13 protein-coding genes are annotated in these 18,863 nt (G+C 70.8%); 8 read left to right on the top strand and 5 right to left on the bottom strand.

Going from position 1 to position 18,863, the window contains the following annotated elements; translation table 11 throughout:
- Positions 1-25 precede the first annotated feature (25 nt).
- The gene (locus DC008_RS17315; RefSeq protein ID WP_108707755.1) at positions 26-463 is read left to right on the top strand and encodes an SsgA family sporulation/cell division regulator; all 438 of its coding nucleotides are present in this window, start codon (positions 26-28) and stop codon (positions 461-463) included.
- A 119-nt stretch (positions 464-582) separates the two neighbouring features.
- On the opposite strand, the gene DC008_RS17310 is transcribed toward DC008_RS17315, so the two are convergent.
- Positions 583-2,139 (bottom strand): YibE/F family protein, encoded by a 1,557-nt coding sequence (locus DC008_RS17310; RefSeq protein ID WP_108707754.1) that lies wholly within the window; start codon positions 2,137-2,139, stop codon positions 583-585.
- 220 nt (positions 2,140-2,359) lie between these two features.
- Here DC008_RS17310 and thiC point away from each other — a divergent pair, with 220 nt between their 5' ends.
- The gene (gene thiC, locus DC008_RS17305; protein WP_108707753.1) at positions 2,360-4,174 is read left to right on the top strand and encodes a phosphomethylpyrimidine synthase ThiC; all 1,815 of its coding nucleotides are present in this window, start codon (positions 2,360-2,362) and stop codon (positions 4,172-4,174) included.
- A 137-nt stretch (positions 4,175-4,311) separates the two neighbouring features.
- A complete protein-coding gene (locus DC008_RS17300; RefSeq protein ID WP_108707752.1) occupies positions 4,312-5,415 on the top strand; it encodes a hypothetical protein in 1,104 nt (367 codons plus the stop codon).
- 8 nt (positions 5,416-5,423) lie between these two features.
- Here DC008_RS17300 and DC008_RS17295 read toward each other — a convergent pair whose 3' ends face one another.
- The 3 genes from DC008_RS17295 to DC008_RS17285 all read right to left on the bottom strand — a co-directional run bounded on the left by DC008_RS17295 (position 5,424) and on the right by DC008_RS17285 (position 8,971).
- Positions 5,424-6,293, bottom strand: a complete 870-nt coding sequence (locus DC008_RS17295; RefSeq protein WP_108707751.1) for a hypothetical protein — start codon at positions 6,291-6,293, stop codon at positions 5,424-5,426.
- Between the two features lie 192 nt (positions 6,294-6,485).
- Entirely contained in the window at positions 6,486-7,571 is a 1,086-nt protein-coding gene (locus DC008_RS17290) for a metallophosphoesterase (RefSeq protein WP_108707750.1), read from the bottom strand.
- A gap of 287 nt (positions 7,572-7,858) precedes the next feature.
- Positions 7,859-8,971 carry a LacI family DNA-binding transcriptional regulator gene (locus tag DC008_RS17285; RefSeq protein WP_079033560.1) on the bottom strand — a complete coding sequence of 371 codons (1,113 nt, stop codon included), beginning with the start codon at positions 8,969-8,971 and terminating at the stop codon, positions 7,859-7,861.
- A 427-nt stretch (positions 8,972-9,398) separates the two neighbouring features.
- On the opposite strand from DC008_RS17285, the gene hisC reads away from it, so the two are divergent.
- The 5 genes from hisC to DC008_RS17260 all read left to right on the top strand — a co-directional run bounded on the left by hisC (position 9,399) and on the right by DC008_RS17260 (position 17,840).
- Entirely contained in the window at positions 9,399-10,478 is a 1,080-nt protein-coding gene (gene hisC / locus DC008_RS17280) for a histidinol-phosphate transaminase (RefSeq protein ID WP_108707749.1), read from the top strand.
- A gap of 149 nt (positions 10,479-10,627) precedes the next feature.
- Positions 10,628-12,136 carry a cytochrome ubiquinol oxidase subunit I gene (locus DC008_RS17275; protein ID WP_108707748.1) on the top strand — a complete coding sequence of 503 codons (1,509 nt, stop codon included), beginning with the start codon at positions 10,628-10,630 and terminating at the stop codon, positions 12,134-12,136.
- 20 nt (positions 12,137-12,156) lie between these two features.
- Positions 12,157-13,161, top strand: a complete 1,005-nt coding sequence (gene cydB, locus DC008_RS17270; protein WP_108707747.1) for a cytochrome d ubiquinol oxidase subunit II — start codon at positions 12,157-12,159, stop codon at positions 13,159-13,161.
- 12 nt (positions 13,162-13,173) lie between these two features.
- Positions 13,174-16,671: a thiol reductant ABC exporter subunit CydD gene (cydD, locus tag DC008_RS17265; protein WP_108707746.1), complete on the top strand. Its 3,498-nt coding sequence runs from the start codon at positions 13,174-13,176 to the stop codon at positions 16,669-16,671.
- Positions 16,672-16,772: 101 nt separating this feature from the next.
- On the top strand, positions 16,773-17,840 hold the full coding sequence (locus DC008_RS17260) for a M23 family metallopeptidase (RefSeq protein WP_108707745.1): 1,068 nt from the start codon (positions 16,773-16,775) through the stop codon (positions 17,838-17,840).
- Between the two features lie 21 nt (positions 17,841-17,861).
- Here DC008_RS17260 and DC008_RS17255 read toward each other — a convergent pair whose 3' ends face one another.
- Positions 17,862-18,788 (bottom strand): HAD family hydrolase, encoded by a 927-nt coding sequence (locus tag DC008_RS17255; RefSeq protein WP_208645906.1) that lies wholly within the window; start codon positions 18,786-18,788, stop codon positions 17,862-17,864.
- Positions 18,789-18,863: the final 75 nt, after the last annotated feature.

Below are 18,863 nucleotides of genomic sequence, written 5' to 3'. Positions count from 1 at the left end.
TCGAAGGCAACCGACGGGGTAGGCGATGCGCGAGTCCGTACAGGCAGAGGTCATGATGAGCTTTCTCGTCTCCGAGGAGCTCTCCTTCCGCATCCCGGTCGAACTGCGCTACGAGACCTGTGATCCCTACGCCGTGCGGCTCACCTTCCATCTGCCCGGTGACGCACCGGTCACCTGGGCCTTCGGCCGCGAACTGCTGGTCGACGGGGTGGGCCGGCCCTGCGGGGAGGGCGACGTACGGGTCTCACCGGCCGGGTCCGACACCCTGGGCGATGTGCTGATCCGGCTCCAGGTGGGCCTGGACCAGGCGCTGTTCCGTTCTTCCGTCGCCCCGCTCGTGGCGTTCCTGGACCGCACCGACAAGCTGGTGCCGCTCGGACAGGAGGGGGCGCTCGCCGACTTCGACGCGCATCTCGACGAGGCCCTGGACCGCATCCTGGCGGAGGAGCAGAGCGCGGGCTGACGTGTCGCGCGGCGGTGGGGGTGGGGGTGGCGTAACGCTTCAGCGGAGGCGGGGCGCCTCGTGGGACGGCTCCCGGGATGCCATCGAGGGCGCCTGAGGGGGCGCCTCACGCCGGCGCCTCACCGCTTGCGGCGCCGCCCCCGTCCACCCCGTCCCACGGCCGGTGCGGGGCCCGCGACGGCCGGCTGGGCCCCCGCGGGGGTCGGCGCCTTGCCGGGCTCGGGACGGTCGGCCGACACCACCAGGGCGGCCAGGGCCGTGGTCACCGGCACGGACGCGACGAGTCCGATGGAGCCCACCAGCGTCCGCACGATCTCCTCGGCCACCAGTTCGCTGTTGGCGACCGTGCCGACACCGCTCTGGGCGATGGAGAAGAGCAGCAGCAAGGGCAGTGCGGCACCCGCGTAGGCGAGGACGAGGGTGTTGACGACGGACGCGATGTGGTCGCGTCCGATGCGGATACCGGCCCGGTACAGCCCGCGCCAGCCCATCGTGGGGTTGGCCTCGTGCAACTCCCAGACCGCGGAGGTCTGGGTGACCGTCACGTCGTCGAGCACACCGAGCGAACCGATGATGATCCCGGCCAGCAGCAGACCGCTCATGTCGATCGACGGGTACAGGCCGTGGATGAGGCCGGTGTTGTCGTCGGTGTTGCCGGTCAGCGCGGCCCAGTCGATGAACACCGAGCCCAGGACGCCGATCAGCAGGAGCGAGATCAGGGTGCCGAGGACCGCGACGGACGTCCGTGCCGATGGACCGTGACACAGATAGAGCGCGATGAGCATGATGGCGCTCGCTCCCACCACGGCGACCACCAGCGGGTTCGAGCCCTGCAGGATCGCCGGCAGGATGAAGAAGTTGAGCAGCAGGAAGCTGATCGCCAGGGAGACCAGGGCCATGACGCCCCGCAGCCGTCCGACGAGTACGACGGCCACGGCGAAGATCCCGGCGAGCACCGACAGCGGGACGCGCCGGTTGACGTCGGTGACCGCGTACTGGAGGTCCTTGGGAGCGGAGGGCTCGTAGGCGACCACGACCTCCTGGCCCTCGCTCAACTGCCGTGACTGGTCGGGCTGGACGACCTCCGTGAACGTACGGCCCTTGTCCTTCCCCGTGTCGACGCGGATCGTCGCCTTCTTGCAGGTGCCGCTCTCCTCGCGCACCGCGGAAGACCCCGAGGGGGTGGAGGTGTCCCCGGTCGGCGGTACTCCTCCGGCGCCCACCTCCTTGCAGCTCAGCTCGACCACCTTGGTGACCGTGGCCTGCTGGGTCTGCCGGTCGAAGCCGACCCCGGTGCGCTCGTGCGCCGGTGCGCCGCCCGGCCAGAGCACGGCGAGGCCGACCACGACCGCGGCGGCGAAGGGGATCAGGACGGCCGCGATGACCTTGCGGAGATGACGGGAGACGGGGGCGGCCGGACCGTGGGAGTGGCTGTGCGAATGCCCGTGCCCCGAGCCGTGTCCGGAACCGTGCCCCGAGCCGTGTCCCTGTCCGCGCCCGGGGTCGTGTCCGGGGTCGTGCCCAGGTCCATGCCCGTGTCCGCCGCCGGAGGCGCCGCCAGGCGCCCCTGAACTCCAGCCGCGCTGACGGTCGTTGCGTTGCGCGGTGCCGTTGTCGGGGCCTGAGCCTCGGCGCGGTTCGGGCGGAGGGAAGGGAGGTTCATGCATCGTGGTCACCCTGCGATCATCGCAAGAACGGTGGGGGCCCTCTGTTCACCGCGCCCGAACTGACGTTAGCGTAGAACCACCTTTGTACACGCGGGAGCTCGGAGCACCGGGCTGAGAGGGCGCTGACCTCCGTCCCAGCGATGTTTCACATGAAACATCGGCGGACGGACATCGCTGCGTCGACCGCCGAACCTGTTACCGGGTAATGCCGGCGTAGGGAGTAGGTCTCATGACCATCAAGGACGCGCGCACGCCTGCCTCGAACCAGGACGAAACGCCCGTGCGGGGCGAATCCTCCACCGAGGCCGGGAAGTCCATCGGCTGGCACAAGGCGTATGTCGAGGGCTCACGCCCCGACCTGCGGGTGCCGGTCCGCCAGGTGCACCTCACCAACGGGCAGTCGGTCACGCTGTACGACACCTCGGGCCCGTACACCGATCCAGCCGCCGAGACCGACGTCCGCAGGGGGCTGCCCCCGCTGCGGGAGAACTGGATCATCGCCCGCGGGGACACCGCGGAGTACGCGGGCCGGCCCGTCCGGCCCGAGGACGACGGCATCAAGCACACGGCGCCGCGCGGAGGTCTGCGCAACCTCGACGCGGTGTTCCCGGGACGGCCGCGTCAGCCCCGGCGCAGCCGTGACGGCCGGGCGGTCACGCAGCTCGCGTACGCCCGTCGCGGGGAGATCACCCCCGAGATGGAGTTCGTGGCGATCCGGGAGGACGTCGACCCCGAGGTGGTCCGTGAGGAGATCGCCGCGGGCCGGGCGGTCCTGCCCGCCAACGTCAACCACCCGGAGATCGAGCCGATGATCATCGGCAAGCGGTTCCTGGTGAAGGTCAACGCCAACATCGGCAACTCGGCGGTCACGTCCTCCATCGAGGAGGAGGTCGAGAAGATGACCTGGGCGACCCGCTGGGGCGCCGACACGGTCATGGACCTCTCCACCGGCCGCAACATCCACACCACGCGCGAGTGGGTGCTGCGCAACTCCCCCGTGCCCATCGGCACGGTGCCGCTCTACCAGGCGCTGGAGAAGGTCGACGGCAAGGCCGAGGAACTGACCTGGGAGATCTACAAGGACACGGTCATCGAGCAGGCCGAGCAGGGCGTGGACTACATGACGGTCCATGCGGGCGTGCGGCTGCCGTACGTGCCGCTGACCGCGAACCGCAAGACGGGCATCGTCTCGCGCGGCGGCTCGATCATGGCCGCGTGGTGCCTGGCGCACCACAAGGAGAACTTCCTGTACGAGAACTTCGAGGAGCTCTGCGAGATCCTCGCCGCCTACGACGTGACGTACTCGCTCGGCGACGGCCTGCGGCCGGGGTCGATCGCGGACGCCAACGACGAGGCGCAGTTCGCGGAGTTGAGGACGCTCGGCGAACTCAACACCATCGCCAAGCGGTTCAACGTGCAGACCATGATCGAGGGCCCGGGACACGTCCCGATGCACAAGATCAAGGAGAACATCGACCTTCAGCAGGAGATCTGCGAAGAGGCCCCGTTCTACACGCTCGGCCCGCTGACGACGGACGTGGCTCCGGCCTACGACCACATCACCTCGGGCATCGGCGCCGCGATGATCGCCTGGTGGGGCACGGCGATGCTCTGCTACGTGACGCCCAAGGAGCACCTGGGCCTGCCCAACCGCGACGACGTCAAGACCGGCGTCATCACCTACAAGATCGCCGCCCACGCCGCCGACCTCGCCAAGGGCCACCCCGGCGCCCAGGAGTGGGACGACGCGCTGTCCGACGCCCGCTTCGAGTTCCGATGGGAGGACCAGTTCAACCTGGCGCTCGACCCGGACACGGCCCGCGAGTTCCACGACGAGACGCTCCCGGCGGAGCCGGCGAAGACGGCGCACTTCTGCTCCATGTGCGGGCCGAAGTTCTGCTCGATGAAGATCTCCCAGGACATCCGCCGCCGGCACGGAGGCACCCAGGAGGAGATCGAGGGCGAGATCGAGCAGGGCATGGCCCAGAAGTCGAAGGAGTTCGCGGCAGCGGGCAACAGGGTGTACCTGCCCCTGGCGGACTGACCTCCTCCGTCACCGGACGGCCCGTGCCGCATCGAGCAGCGCGGGCCGTCCTCGCCCCTCCCGTTCGGCCGGTGTGGACGTAACGACCAGGACACGGCGCCGCCCGAGTCGATCAAGATCCGTAGGGTGATGGGTCTATGGCCGGGATCGATGTTGCCAACGGGGTAGTGGGCGCCGTCATAGGCATGCTGTTCGCCGTGCTGTTCCAGCAGCCGTTACAGGACGCCTGGTACCGCTTGCGGAAGCGTTCGACACGCGCGCTCCGCAGCCTCGGACGGCGGGAGGAGACGGGGCCCGCCTGGCGTACCTTCTCGCTCGGGCCTCTGCAGACGTCCGCTCTGATCGTCGAGGGGGACGGGGAGTCCCCGATACCTCCCGAGACCGTCTACGTGCATGTGCGTGACGATGAGATCGAGCTGCCTCCGGACATGCGGCCCTGGCGGAGCGAGATCGCCGCGGAGAGCGAGCAGTTGCGGGCCGAGGGGCGGACTCCGCTGTGGAACGGGCCCCGGTACGCGGTCGAGGCGTTCGACATCTCACGCACCGCTCTCGACGAGCGACCCGAGGTCCGTCTGAGGCTGCGACCGACCGACTACTACACCTTCCTGGCCGCTCAGCAGCTCGACCGCCGGCTTCCGGACGGCACGACGCCCCGGTCCCGCTATCTGGATCCGGACCGGCCCCTGGAGGCGCCGGCCTTCCTCCAGTGCAGCTTCGCCGTCAACATAGCCGTGGTCACCGCCGACGACATGCTCGTGGTCAGCCAGCGCAGCGACCGGGTCCGGATGGCCCCGGGCGTCTGGAACTCCTCCGTCAACGAGGGCCTGTCCCGGCACATCGACTCGTCGGGCCGGAGCGCGCCGGACCTGTATGCCGTGGCCCGCCGGGGGATGCGCGAGGAACTGTCCCTGGAGCCCCACGAGTACTCCCTCGACCTGCTGGCCTTCGTCCTGGACATCGGCAAGCGCCACTGGAGCGGTCACTTCTACGCCAAGCTGAAGGACCTGAGCAGCGCGGACCTGCAGGCACGCATGAGCCGGGGCGTGGCGGACCGCTGGGAGCACCAGACCATCGACTACGTGCCCTTCCGGCCCGCGGCGGTCGTCAAGTACATGCTGCGGGACGACCGCGTCCACCGCTGGGCGCCACTGGCGCCGGCACTCTTCCACCTCTCGCTGGTCCATGCCTACAGCCGCACGCTCGTCGAACGAGTCGAGGCGCAGCTCACCCGGCGCCTGTAGGCCGTGGGTCACTCCGGCTGGTGTTCCGGGCCTCCGAAGTCCGGGCTGGTGTAGTCCGGGCTCGAGAAGCGTGGGCGGTGGCCCCCGGCGGGGCCGTCGTCCGGGCTGCTGAATCCGGGGCGGCCGTAGCCGAGGTTCGGCATCCGGCCCGCCGGAGCGGACGGGGACGTGGGGTGCAGGGCCGACGCCGTGCCGGCGTCGGCGAGCGCGTCCCGCAGGAAGGGCAGGATGCCCCGTTCCAGCAGGGCTTCCCGCCAGGCCTCCCTGGCCAGGACCACTTCCTCGCTCAGTGCGCCGTACGGCGTGCCGTCGAGGGTGGGCCGGTTGCGCAGGGCGGTCAGCAGGAGGCCCACGGCGGCGACCAGGATGGCTGCCGCCGCGATGGCTCCGAAGACCCATCCGGTGGTGAGCATCGTCTGGGCGAAGGCCGGCTCGGGGTTGAACATCTTCAGGATGTAGCCGACGAGCAGGAATATCGCCGCGGCGGTGCCGGCGAGGACGGGCGCCAGGACCGCGAGGACGGCGACGACCCCGGGCCCCGCGGTCTCGGCGACCTCTCCCACGGTGGTGGCGAGTCCCATCGCGCCCCCGCCCGGCTCGGTGGAGCCGGATTCGCGGGACGACGACGAGGTGGACGGCGCCGGCTGGCGCAGTTCCTCGCGGACCTTCACATAGTGCTGGTACTCGGTCGCCGCGGCGGCCGTGATGAGGACGGTGGCGCTCAGCGCCATGGTGCGCAGTTGTTCCGAGTTGAGCCGCTGTCCGACCGCGGCCAGTTCCGGGCGGTGTGGGGCGGAGCGCAGCGCCTCGTCGAGGATCCGCTCGTAGTCCTGGCGGTCCTCGCTGAGCAGGTGCTGCGGAACGCTGTTCATGTGCATCCCCCGATGCTCCGTAGGGCTTGGGGCTCGCATGCCAACGAGCCGTCGGGCAGAAACGGAGGGGAGCCTGCTACGGATAAGCCGATGGTAGAGCGGTGACGGCACACGGTGACAGGGGGTTTGCCAAAATTGGGCCCCCGTCCGCGCCTCCGCGCGCCCCCCTCGACCGGGGGACGCGGCATCGGTGAACGGTCAGACCTGCAGCGGAAGTTGCTGGACCAACAGCTTTCCGGCCATGGTCACACCGCCGTCCATCGCGATCGCGAGGCCGTCCGCGTAGACGTGCGGGCCCTCGACCAGCGGACCCGAGTCGTCCTCGCCCTCCTCGGAGCCGACCTCGCCGAGCAGATACGGGATCGGGCTGTGGCCGTGAACGATGCGGGTGCCGCCGTACGTATCGAGCAGGGAGCGCACGGCCTGTGCGCCGCCCTCGTCGCGGAAGGAGAACCGCTTGGTGAACTTGCGGAACAGGTCCCAGACCTCGTCGGCGTCGTTGCGGGTCAGCGTCTCGCGGACGGTGTCGTTGACCTCCTCGATGGACCGGCCGTAGTCGAGGTAGGCGGTGGTGTCGGAGTGCACGAGCAGATGCCCGTCCACCTCCTCGACGGCGTCGAGCCGGGACATCCACTGCAGGTGGTGGTCCTGGAGGCGGTCCATGTCGGTCTTCTGCCCGCCGTTGAGCAGCCAGGCCGCCTGGAAGGTGGCGGTGCCCGCGCCCGAGTTGACGGGGGTGTCGCCGAACCGCTTGGCGCCGAGGAGCAGCAGCTCGTGGTTGCCCATCAGGGCCTTGCAGTAGCCGCCGGAGGCGGCGGCCTCCGCGGACAGCCGCATCACGAGGTCGATGACGCCGATGCCGTCGGGGCCGCGGTCGGTGAAGTCGCCGAGGAACCACAGCCGCGCGGTGCCCGCGCACCAGCTGCCGGCCGCGTCGATGAGGCCCTTCTCCCGCAGGGCGGCCGTCAGCTCGTCCAGATAGCCGTGCACGTCACCGACGACGAACAGCGGTCCGGGACCGGCGGTGGTCTGCCGGCCCGGGACGGCGGCGGGCTCGACCTGCACCTGGACCGTGTCACCGCGCTGGATGACCGGGAGGTCGCGCTCGGTGGGCGTGTACCCCTCGGGATAGGTCTCCGGGTACGTCTCGGCGGGCGGCGGCACCACGTCGGGGTGCGTGCTGTGGGCGTACGGACCGGTCTCGTGGACGTAAGCGGGCACCCGGAAGTCGCGCAACGTCGCCGTCCGCTCCACCTCGGGTCCCTGACCGGCCCCCTGAGTCATCAGACCCCTCCACCATCGCGCCGCAGCTGCACCGCTTCGGACTGCCTGGTCGCAGCGGCCCGCGGTGTCGTGGGCCCATCATAGGAATGCCGATCGCGCCATGTGATGACCCAGGGGTGGTGAATCGGAGCAGGACTCCCGTCCGATGCGGCTTTCGCACCGGTTGGACCGGAAATCGCCCACTCGACGACCGGCCCCGGACGCACCCCCGGACCTGTGTGCGACGTGCTCCGGGGCGCGTTTCCAGCGGTCCTGGCACTCCCAGCGGTCCTACCGGGCCGTAGGACCTATCGGTCCTCGGGGGACCTCGGCGGGCTGACCGTCGTGCGCGGCGGGCGTCGCTGGGACGAGGTGCGCACGATCAGCTCCGTCGGTATCACCTGCTCGACCGGCTGCTCCGAGTCGACCCCCTCGATGGCGTCGATGAGGAGCTGCACGACGGCCGTGCCGATGCGGCGGGGCTTGAGCGAGAGCGTGGTGATGGGCGGCTCGGTGTTCGCGTACACCGTGGATTCGCTGCAGCACACCAGAAGCAGGTCGTCCGGTACGCGCAGGCCGTAGCGACGGGCGGCGGCGAGCAGATCGGTGCCGTTCGGGTCGAAGAGGCCGTAGACCGCGTCGGGCCGGTCCGGGCGGGCGAGCAGCCGGTCGGCGGCGACGGCGCCCGCGCACGGGTCGTGCGCCGGGTAGGCCTCGTACACCGGGTCCTGGCCGACCCGCTCGCACCAGCGCAGATACGCGGTGGTCGACAGGTGCGTGTACGTGTCCGTGGTGGTGCCGGTGAGCAGGCCGATACGGCGGGCGCCGGCGTCGGCCAGATGGTCGAGGATGCCGAGCACGGCGGCCTCGTGGTCGTTGTCGACCCAGGCGGTGACCGGCAGCGAGCCGGCCGGGCGGCCGTCGGAGACGACCGGGAGCCCCTGCCGGACCAGCTCGCTGACGACGGGGTCCTGGTCGGAGGGGTCGATGACGACGGTGCCGTCCAGGGCGACGTTCGACCACACGTCGTGGCGGGAGGTCGCGGGGAGGATCACGAGGGCGTAGCCGCGGGCGAGCGCGGCGGAGGTGGCGGCTCTGGCCATCTCGGCGAAGTACGCGAACTCGGTGAAGGTGAAAGGTTCATCCCCGTAGGTCGTCACGGTCAGACCGATCAGGCCGGACTTGCCGGTACGGAGGGTGCGGGCGGCGGCCGACGGGCGGTATCCCAGCCGGTCGGCGACCTCGCGGACATGGCGTCGGGTGGCGTCGGGGAGCCGGCCCTTGCCGTTGAGGGCGTCGGAGACGGTCGTGATGGAGACCCCGGCGGCGGCGGCCACGTCTCTGATACCCGCCCGGCTGGACCGGCCGCCCCGGCGAGAGGTTTCCGCGCGGCTCACCTGGTGCTTCCCTGCTGCTGTCATGGCGAGCCGATAGTAGGGCTCATGGGGTGGGGTAGTGCGGACGCATATGCACGCGTTGACAGGCACGTTTCTGCATGGTCATCCGACGCCAATTCCCTTGGAAGTCAAGGAAGTTGAACGATCCAATAGTAGGACGTGACGCGTCGGCGGGTGTGAGCCTGCCCCGTGCCCGATGTTTCGAAGAGGTCTCAACTCACCTGCACGAGGGATGCGCGCCACGGCGCGAGCTACCGGCGCATAGATATATGTGCGGCGCGCCCCTGCTTTCGTACGCCTTCGTACGGCGATGCCCTGGATGGAGGCGTGACGCAGTGGTCGGGCAGTCGGTCCGTCTCCCCTGTACGCATCGGAGCCGAATCCTCATAAGGTGAGGAGTATTGGAGCCGGCGGTGGTGATGGGCCGCCGGTGGTCGCGAGGAGGACTGCGGTGAGCGAGACGAGCCCCAAGCTGCGCGCCGAGCTGGAGGGGATCCCCACCTACAAGCCGGGCAAGCCCGCCGCGGCCGGTGGGCCGGTGGCCTACAAGCTGTCCTCCAACGAGAACCCGTATCCGCCGCTGCCCGGTGTGATGGAGACCGTGGCCGCCTGTGCCGCGTCGTTCAACCGCTACCCGGACATGATGTGCACCGGACTCATGGACGAGCTGTCCGAGCGCTTCGCCGTCCCGGTGACGCACCTGGCCACCGGCACCGGCTCGGTCGGTGTGGCCCAGCAGCTCATCCAGGCCACCTCCGGCCCCGGCGACGAGGTCATCTACGCCTGGCGGTCCTTCGAGGCGTACCCGATCATCACGCAGATCAGCGGTGCCACGTCGGTCCAGGTGCCGCTGACGCCGGGTGATGTGCACGACCTGGACGCGATGGCCGACGCGATCACCGAGCGGACCCGGCTGATCTTCGTGTGCAACCCGAACAACCCGACCGGCACGGTCGTGAGGCGGGCCGAGCTCGAGAGGTTCCTCGACCGGGTGCCCAAGGACGTCCTGGTGGTGCTGGACGAGGCGTACCGCGAGTTCATCCGCGACCCCGAGGTGCCGGACGGCGTGGAGCTCTACCGCGACCGCCCGAACGTCTGCGTCCTGCGGACCTTCTCCAAGGCGTACGGCCTCGCCGGCCTGCGCGTCGGCTTCGCCATCGCCCATGAGCCGGTCGCGGCGGCGCTGCGCAAGACGGCCGTCCCGTTCGGCGTCAGCCAGATCGCACAGGAGGCGGCCATCGCCTCGCTGCGCGCGGAGGACGAACTGATCGGCCGCGTGGGTTCGTTGGTGTGCGAGCGCAACCGCGTCGTCGAGGGTCTGCGCGGGCAGGGCTGGACGGTCCCGGAGACCCAGGCCAACTTCGTCTGGCTGCGGCTGGGGGAGCGCACGGTCGCGTTCGCGCAGGCGTGCGAGCAGGCGGGTGTGGTGGTCCGGCCGTTCCCGGGCGAGGGTGTGCGCGTCACGGTCGGCGAGGCCGAGGCGAACGACATCTTCCTGAAGGTGACGGAAGGCTTCCGCAAGGAGAAGTAGCAGGTCGAGAGCCTGGCCGGGCACCGCTTCCCGGTCAGGCCCCTGGGTTGACCGCGGGTAACAGGACCCCCCGACGAAAGGGAACACGCGTGCTGCATAATGGCTTGTGAATGTGAACGCTTTCACAAGCGTAGGTAAGGAGCGGCGACGTGGACCTGGCTCTGGCGCCGGAGACGCTGGCGCGATGGCAGTTCGGCATCACCACCGTCTACCACTTTCTGTTCGTCCCCCTGACGATCTCGCTGGCCGCTCTCACGGCCGGACTGCAGACCGCGTGGGTGCGCACGGAGAAGGAGAAGTACCTCAGGGCGACGAAGTTCTGGGGCAAGCTCTTCCTGATCAACATTGCGATGGGCGTCGTCACGGGCATCGTGCAGGAGTTCCAGTTCGGCATGAACTGGTCCGACTACTCCCGCTTCGTCGGTGACGTCTTCGGCGCTCCCCTCGCCTTCGAGGCCCTGATCGCCTTCTTCTTCGAGTCCACCTTCATCGGGCTGTGGATCTTCGGCTGGGACAAGCTGCCGAAGAGGATCCACCTGGCCTGTATCTGGATGGTCTCCATCGGCACGATCCTGTCGGCGTACTTCATCCTGGCCGCCAACTCCTGGATGCAGCACCCCGTCGGCTACCGGATCAACGAGGCGAAGGGGCGGGCCGAGCTCACCGACTTCTGGCTCGTGCTGACGCAGAACACCGCGCTCGCCCAGGCCTTCCACACCCTGTCGGCGGCGTTCCTCACCGGTGGCGCGTTCATGGTCGGCATCGCCGCCTTCCATCTGCTGCGCAAGAAGCACATACGCGAGATGAAGACCTCGCTGCGGCTCGGCCTGGTCACCGTCGCGATCGGCGGCCTGCTGACCGCCGTCAGCGGCGATGTGCTCGGCAAGATCATGTACGAGCAGCAGCCGATGAAGATGGCCGCGGCCGAGGCCCTGTGGGACGGCGAGCAGCCGGCGCCGTTCTCGGTCTTCGCCGTCGGCGATGTCGACAAGGGCCACAACAAGGTCGCCGTGGAGATCCCCGGCCTGCTGTCCTTCCTGGCCAAGGACGACTTCTCCTCGTACGTCCCGGGCATCAACGACATCAACAAGGCCGAGCAGGAGAAGTACGGGCCCGGTGACTACCGGCCCAACATCCCGGTCGCCTACTGGGGCTTCCGCTGGATGATCGGCTTCGGCATGGCGTCCTTCACGATCGGGCTGGCCGGCCTCTGGCTGACCCGCAAGAAGTTCCTGCTGCCGCAGCATCTACGGGTCGGCGACGACGAGGTGCCGCATCTGGTGCTGCTGCCCCACAAGGCGCTCGGCCCGAAGCTGACCAGGTGGTACTGGCGCATCGCGATCTGGACCCTGGCCTTCCCGCTGATCGCCAACTCCTGGGGCTGGATCTTCACCGAGATGGGCCGCCAGCCGTGGGTCGTCTACGGCGTCCTGCGCACCCGTGACGCGGTCTCCCCCGGTGTCTCCCAGGGCGAGGTCCTCACCTCGATGATCGTCTTCACCGCGCTCTACGCCGTCCTCGCGGTCGTCGAGGTCAAGCTCCTCGTCAAGTACATCAAGGCCGGCCCGCCCGAGCTGACGGAGGCCGACCTGAACCCGCCCACGAAGATCGGCGGCGACTCCCGGGACGCCGACAAGCCGATGGCCTTCTCGTACTAGGCCGAGGGAGCTGCACAGTCATGGAACTGCACGACGTCTGGTTCGTCCTGATCGCCGTCCTGTGGATCGGCTACTTCTTCCTGGAGGGCTTCGACTTCGGGGTCGGCGTCCTCACCAAGCTGCTCGCCCGCGACCGGCCCGAACGGCGGGTGCTGATCAACACGATCGGTCCCGTCTGGGACGGCAACGAGGTCTGGCTGCTCTCGGCGGGCGGCGCCACCTTCGCCGCCTTCCCCGAGTGGTACGCCACGCTCTTCTCCGGCTTCTATCTGCCGCTGCTGCTGATCCTGGTCTGCCTGATCGTCCGGGGTGTCGCCTTCGAGTACCGGGCCAAGCGGCCCGAGGAGACATGGCAGCACCGGTGGGAGCAGGCGATCTTCTGGTGCTCACTGCTCCCGGCGTTCCTGTGGGGTGTGGCGTTCGGCAACATCGTGCGGGGCGTGAAGCTCGACCAGAGCCATGAGTACGTCGGTGGCGTCCTGGATCTGCTCAACCCGTACGCCCTGCTCGGCGGTCTGGTGACGCTGACCCTCTTCACCTTCCACGGTGCCGTGTTCACGGCTCTCAAGACCGTGGGGGAGATCCGGGAACGGGCGCGGGCCCTGGCCCTGCGGGTCGGTCTGGTGACCGCCGCACTGGCCCTGGTCTTCCTGCTCTGGACGCAGGTCGAGAACGGGGACGGGCAGAGCCTGGTCGCGCTGGTGGTGGCCGTCGCCTCCCTGGTCGCCGCGCTCGTGGCCAACCAGGCGGGACGCGAAGGATGGTCGTTCGCCCTCTCCGGCGTCACCATCGTGGCCGCCGTGGCGATGCTCTTCCTGACGCTCTTCCCGAACGTCATGCCGTCCTCGCTGAACGACGAGTGGAGCCTCACGGTCACCAACGCCTCGTCGAGCCCCTACACCCTGAAGATCATGACCTGGTGCGCGGTCATCGCCACACCGGTCGTCATGCTCTACCAGGGCTGGACCTACTGGGTCTTCCGCAAGCGGATCGGTACGCAGCACATCGCCGAACCCGTGCACTGAGGTGTGTTTCACGTGAAACCAATCGACCCCCGTCTCCTGCGGTACGCACGCGCCACCCGGCTGTTCCTGATCGCGGTCGTCGCGCTGGGTGCCGTGGGAGCGGGTCTGGTGATCGCCCAGGCGATGCTCATCGCCGAGACCGTGGTGGGCGCCTTCCAGCAGGGCCTGTCGGCCGCCGAACTGCGTACTCCCCTGGTGCTGCTGGTGGCGGTGGCCGCCGGTCGTGCGCTGGTCGCCTGGCTCACCGAGCTCGCCGCCCACCGGGCGAGTGCGGCGGTGAAGGCGGAACTGCGCGGGCGGCTGCTGGAGCGGGCGACGGAGCTGGGCCCCGGCTGGCTGGACGGCCGGCGGACCGGCTCGCTGGTCGCCCTCGCCACCCGCGGGGTCGACGCCCTCGACGACTACTTCTCCCGCTACCTCCCCCAGCTGGGACTGGCGGTCGTGGTCCCGGTGGCGGTGCTGGCGCGGATCGTGACCGAGGACTGGGTGTCGGCGGCGATCATCGTCGGCACCCTGCCCCTCATCCCCGTCTTCATGATGCTGATCGGCTGGGCGACCCAGTCCCGGATGGACCGTCAGTGGCGGCTGCTGTCCCGGCTGTCCGGCCACTTCCTGGACGTCGTCGCCGGTCTGCCCACCCTGAAGGTGTTCGGCCGCGCCAAGGCGCAGGCCGAGTCGATCCGCCGGATCACCGGCGAGTACCGCCGTGCCACGATGCGCACGCTGCGGATCGCCTTCATCTCCTCCTTCGCCCTGGAACTGCTGTCGACGCTCTCGGTGGCCCTGGTCGCCGTGTCCATCGGCATGCGGCTCGTCCACGGCGAGATGAGCCTGTACGACGGCCTGGTCGTGCTGGTGCTGGCGCCCGAGGCCTATCTGCCGCTGCGCCAGGTCGGCACGCAGTACCACGCGGCGGCCGAGGGACTGTCCGCCGCCGAGGAGATCTTCGAGGTTCTGGAGACCCCCGCACCGGCCACGGGCGGAGCCGCGGTCCCACCGGGAGCGGTGACCTTCGACGGCGTCTCCGTCCGCTACCCCGGCCGGTCCACCGACGCCGTCTCGGACGCGTCCTTCACGGTCGCGCCCGGTGAGACGGTCGCTCTGGTCGGCCCGAGCGGCGCCGGCAAGTCGACGCTGCTGAACGTCCTGCTGGGCTTCGTACGGCCCACCGAGGGCCGTGTCCTGGTCGGGGGAGCCGATCTGGCGGACCTCGACCCGGCGCAGTGGCACGCACGCGTCGCCTGGGTGCCGCAGCGCCCGCACCTGTTCGCCGGGACCGTCGCCGAGAACGTCCGGCTGGCCCGACCCGATGCGGACGACGACGCCGTACGCCGGTCGCTGCGGGACGCCGGGGCGCTGGAGTTCGTCGACGCGCTCCCCCAGGGCGCCGCGACCGTGCTCGGCGAGGACGGGGCGGGGCTGTCCGCCGGGCAGCGGCAACGTCTCGCGCTGGCGCGGGCGTTCCTCGCCGACCGGCCCGTGCTGCTGCTCGACGAGCCCACGGCAGCCCTGGACGGCGCCACTGAGGCCGAGGTCGTGGAGGCCGTACGACGGCTGGCCGTGGGCCGGACCGTCCTGCTCGTGGTGCACCGCCCGGCGCTGCTCGGCGTGGCCGACCGGGTCGTACGGCTGGCGGCACCCGAAGCACCGCTCAGGTCCGAGGGCAGCACACCGCACCAGGCCGCCGCCGGCCGTCCGGCCGTGCCGGCCCACCCCGTGGAAGCCGCCGACAGTGAGGCGCCGCGGGACACGGCCGTCGGGCGGGGCGTCCTCGGCCGGGTCCGGGCCATGTCCGGGGCCCGGCGCGGCCGGCTGGGGCTCGCGCTGCTGCTGGGCAGCCTGGCGCTCGGCAGTGCCGTCGGGCTCATGGCCACCTCCGGCTGGCTGATCTCACGCGCCTCGCAGCAGCCGCCCGTGCTGTATCTGATGGTGGCGGTGACGGCGACGCGCGCCTTCGGTATCGGACGGGCCGTGTTCCGCTACGCGGAGCGGCTGGTGTCGCACGACGCGGTGCTGCGGATGCTCGCCGACACCCGGGTCGCCGTGTACCGGCGGCTGGAGCGGCTGGCGCCCGCCGGGCTGCGGCGCACCCGGCGCGGCGATCTGCTGACCCGGCTGGTGGCGGACGTGGACGCGCTGCAGGACTACTGGCTGCGCTGGCTGCTGCCCGCGGGCGCCGCCGCGATCGTCTCCGCCGGGGCGGTCGGCTTCACGGCGTGGCTGCTGCCCGAGGCCGGTGCCGTGCTCGCGGCCGGGCTGCTCACGGCCGGCGTGGGCGTCCCGCTCGTCACGGGCGCCGTGGCCCGCCGCGCCGAACACCGGCTCGCCCCGGCCCGGGGCGTGCTCGCCACCCGGGTCACCGACCTGCTCACCGGCACCGCCGAACTGACCGTCGCCGGGGCCCTGCCCGGCCGTACCGCCGAGGCCCGCCGGGCGGACGGCGTGCTCACCCGGATCGCCTCACGGGCCGCCACCGCGACCGCCCTCGGCGACGGGCTCACCGCGCTGGTCTCCGGGCTCACCGTCGCCGCCACCGCGCTCGTGGGCGCCCAGGCCGTCGCCGGCGGACGGCTGAGCGGTGTGTCGATGGCCGTCGTCGTCCTCACCCCGCTGGCCGCCTTCGAGGCTGTCCTCGGGCTGCCGCTCGCCGTGCAGTACCGGCAGCGGGTGGGCCGCAGCGCCGAGCGGGTCGTCGAGGTGCTGGACGCGCCCGAGCCCGTACGGGAGCCGTCGGCACCGCGGCGGGCGCCCGACGCGCCCTTCCCGGTGATGCTCAGCGGTCTGACCGCGCGTCACGAGGGCCAGGAGCGGGACGCGCTCTCCGGCTTCGACCTGGTCCTGGAACAGGCCCGCCGGGTCGCCGTCGTCGGCCCGTCCGGCTCCGGCAAGACGACGCTGGCGCAGGTGCTGCTCCGCTTCCTCGACGCGGACGCCGGCGCGTACACGCTGGCCGGTGTGGACGCGGCCGCGATGGACGGGGACGACGTACGGCGGCTCGTCGGCCTGTGCGCCCAGGACGCGCACCTCTTCGACAGCTCCGTGCGGGAGAACCTCCTGCTGGCCCGCAAGGACGCCACCGAGGCCGAACTGCGGGACGCCCTGGAACAGGCCAGGCTGCTCGACTGGGCCGACGGGCTGCCCGACGGACTGGACACGCTCGTCGGGGAGCACGGGGCACGGCTGTCGGGCGGCCAGCGGCAGCGGCTCGCGCTGGCCCGCGCACTGCTCGCCGACTTCCCCGTCCTCGTCCTGGACGAGCCCGCCGAGCATCTCGACCTGCCGACGGCCGACGCCCTGACCGCCGACCTGCTCGCCGCCACCGAGGGCCGTACGACCGTGCTGATCACTCATCGGCTGGCCGGGCTCGAGGCCGTCGACGAGGTCGTCGTCCTGGACGCGGGACGCGTGGTGCAGCGCGGCCCGTACGCCGAGTTGGCGGCCGTGGAGGGACCGCTGCGGGCGATGGTGGAGCGGGAGGCGGCGGCCGATCTGCTCGTGGGAGCGGTGTGACCCGGCGTCAACGCCCGTACTGCCCCGTCCGCAGCAACGGTTCCCCCGGCCGGCGGACCTGAACAGGACCGCCCACGGGTGACGGGTCCAGGATCGCTGACATGCGTTCACCTCACCGTCGCCACCGGGTCGTTCCGGTGCTGATGTGCGCGCTCGTCCTGCTGATGTCCCGGCCCACCGTCTCCGTCGCCGACGACACTCCGACTGGGGACGGCCCCGGCGCGCTGGGGCTGAGCGCGCAGGTGGTGCGGCTGTACGAGGACGCGGCCCAGGCGACGCGCCGGTACGAGCGCGGTCGGCAGGAGGCCGAGGCGCACCGCGCGCAGGCGCTGCGGATCGAGAAGCTGCTCGACCGTGAGCGGCGCGAGCTCGGGGTGCTGCGCGAGGACCTGGGCCGGATCGCCCGGGCCCAGTACCGCACCAGTGGTGGGATGCCGCTGACCGCGCAGATCGTCCTCGCGTCGAGCCCCGAGGAGCTGATGCGCGGTCAGCATGTGTTCTCGCAGACCAATCTCGCGGTCAACAACGCCATCGAGAAGAGCCGGCGCGCCGAGGACCGGCTGGTGAAGGACGAGGCGAAGGCCGTGGCCGCGTGGGAGGGCCTCCAGAAGCGCAACACCGAGCTCGCCGAGCTGAAGAAGACGGTGGAGCGCACCCTGGACGAGGCGCGATGGCAGTTGCAGGGTGAGGCGGACACCGCCGTGGCGGCCGGCTCCTGCCCCGGTGCCGTACGGCTCGACCAGAAGCGGAAGAAGCTCTCCACCGCCTGGGTAGCCCCGGTGGAGACCTACGCCCTGTCGGCGTCCTTCGGCAGTGGCGGGCGGCGGTGGGCCCACCGGCACACCGGGCAGGACTTCGCCGTGCCGATCGGCACCCCGGTGCGGTCGGTCGCGGACGGCCGGGTGGTCAAGGTGGCGTGCGGCGGGGCCTTCGGGATGGAGGTCGTCGTCCTCCACACCGACGGCTACTACACGCAGTACGCGCACCTGGCGTCCGTCGCGGTCGACCAGGGCGAGCGCGTCGACGCCGGCCAGTGGATCGGCCAGTCGGGCACCACCGGCAACTCGACGGGCCCGCATCTGCACTTCGAGGTGCGGATCACCCCGGAGCTGGGGTCGTCGGTGGATCCGGTGCCCTGGCTGGTAGAGCGCGGCGTACACCTCGGGTGACGCGCACCCCGGTGACGACCGTCAGTAGTGCTCCGCCAGCAGCTGCTCGATGACGACGGCGACGCCGTCCTCGTTGTTGGCGACCGTCCGGCCCGAGGCGGCGGCGATCACGGCCGGGTGCGCGTTGCCCATCGCGTAGGAGCGGCCCGCCCACGTCAGCATCTCGACGTCGTTCGGCATGTCCCCGAAGGCGACGACCTCCTCGTGCGAGATGCCGCGCTCGGCGCAGCACAGGGCGAGGGTGCTGGCCTTGGAGACCTCGGGGCCGCTGATCTCCAGCAGGGCGCTGGGGCTGGAGCGGGTGACACCGGCTCGGTCCGCGATGGCGACCCGGGCGAGGGTCAGAAAGGCGTCGGGGTCGAGCGTGGGGTGGTAGGCGAGGATCTTCAGCACAGGCTCGGCGGCACCGGGACCGTCCGCCGCGAGCAGGTCCTCGGCCGGGGCCAGCTCGTCCGGGACCTCCATGTGCAGCTTGGGATAGTGGGGCTCCTGGTGGAAGCCGTAGGTCTGCTCGATCGCGTAGACGGTGCCGGGCGCCGCGTCCCGCAGCAGCTGTACGGCGTCCAGCGCGTTCTCCCGGGCCAGCTCGCGGACCTTCACGAACCGGTGGGCGCCGGGACCGCCGTGCAGATCGACCACGGCGGCGCCGTTGCCGCAGATCGCCAGGCCGTGACCGTGGACGTGGTCGCTGACGACGTCCATCCAGCGTGCGGGGCGGCCGGTCACGAAGAACACCTCGACGCCCGCCTTCTCGGCGGCGGCCAGCGCGGCGACGGTGCGCGGGGAGACCGACTTGTCGTCCCGCAGCAGGGTGCCGTCCAGATCGGTGGCGATGAGCCGGGGGCGGACGACCGGCCCGCCGTTCGGCCCGAACGAGGCCGAGAGCGCGGGGGACGCCGGGTTCTGGGGCTGTCGAGTCGCTGAGGTCACGCGTTCATTCTCCCGCATATGCCAGCTCGCCCGTGCAGGAGTCCGCACATCTGATGCGGCACCTGAGGAGATCCGGTCCCCGCAAGCACCAGC

Origin of the sequence: Streptomyces nigra (assembly GCF_003074055.1) — a bacterium.
Taxonomy (GTDB): Bacteria; Actinomycetota; Actinomycetes; order Streptomycetales; family Streptomycetaceae; genus Streptomyces; species Streptomyces nigra.
Note: the sequence above shows the minus strand (reverse complement) of the source record. Positions and strands in the feature narration are given on the sequence as shown.

What these genes read in the sequence shown, in the direction of transcription:
- DC008_RS17315 (WP_108707755.1), top strand. Translation starts at nt 26, where the DNA reads ATGCGCGAGTCCGTACAGGCAGAGGTCATGATGAGCTTTCTCGTCTCC.
- thiC (WP_108707753.1), top strand. Translation starts at nt 2,360, where the DNA reads ATGACCATCAAGGACGCGCGCACGCCTGCCTCGAACCAGGACGAAACG.
- DC008_RS17300 (WP_108707752.1), top strand. Translation starts at nt 4,312, where the DNA reads ATGGCCGGGATCGATGTTGCCAACGGGGTAGTGGGCGCCGTCATAGGC.
- DC008_RS17295 (WP_108707751.1), bottom strand. Translation starts at nt 6,293, where the DNA reads ATGCACATGAACAGCGTTCCGCAGCACCTGCTCAGCGAGGACCGCCAG.
- DC008_RS17290 (WP_108707750.1), bottom strand. Translation starts at nt 7,571, where the DNA reads ATGACTCAGGGGGCCGGTCAGGGACCCGAGGTGGAGCGGACGGCGACG.
- DC008_RS17285 (WP_079033560.1), bottom strand. Translation starts at nt 8,971, where the DNA reads ATGACAGCAGCAGGGAAGCACCAGGTGAGCCGCGCGGAAACCTCTCGC.
- cydB (WP_108707747.1), top strand. Translation starts at nt 12,157, where the DNA reads ATGGAACTGCACGACGTCTGGTTCGTCCTGATCGCCGTCCTGTGGATC.
- DC008_RS17260 (WP_108707745.1), top strand. Translation starts at nt 16,773, where the DNA reads ATGCGTTCACCTCACCGTCGCCACCGGGTCGTTCCGGTGCTGATGTGC.
- DC008_RS17255 (WP_208645906.1), bottom strand. Translation starts at nt 18,788, where the DNA reads ATGCGGGAGAATGAACGCGTGACCTCAGCGACTCGACAGCCCCAGAAC.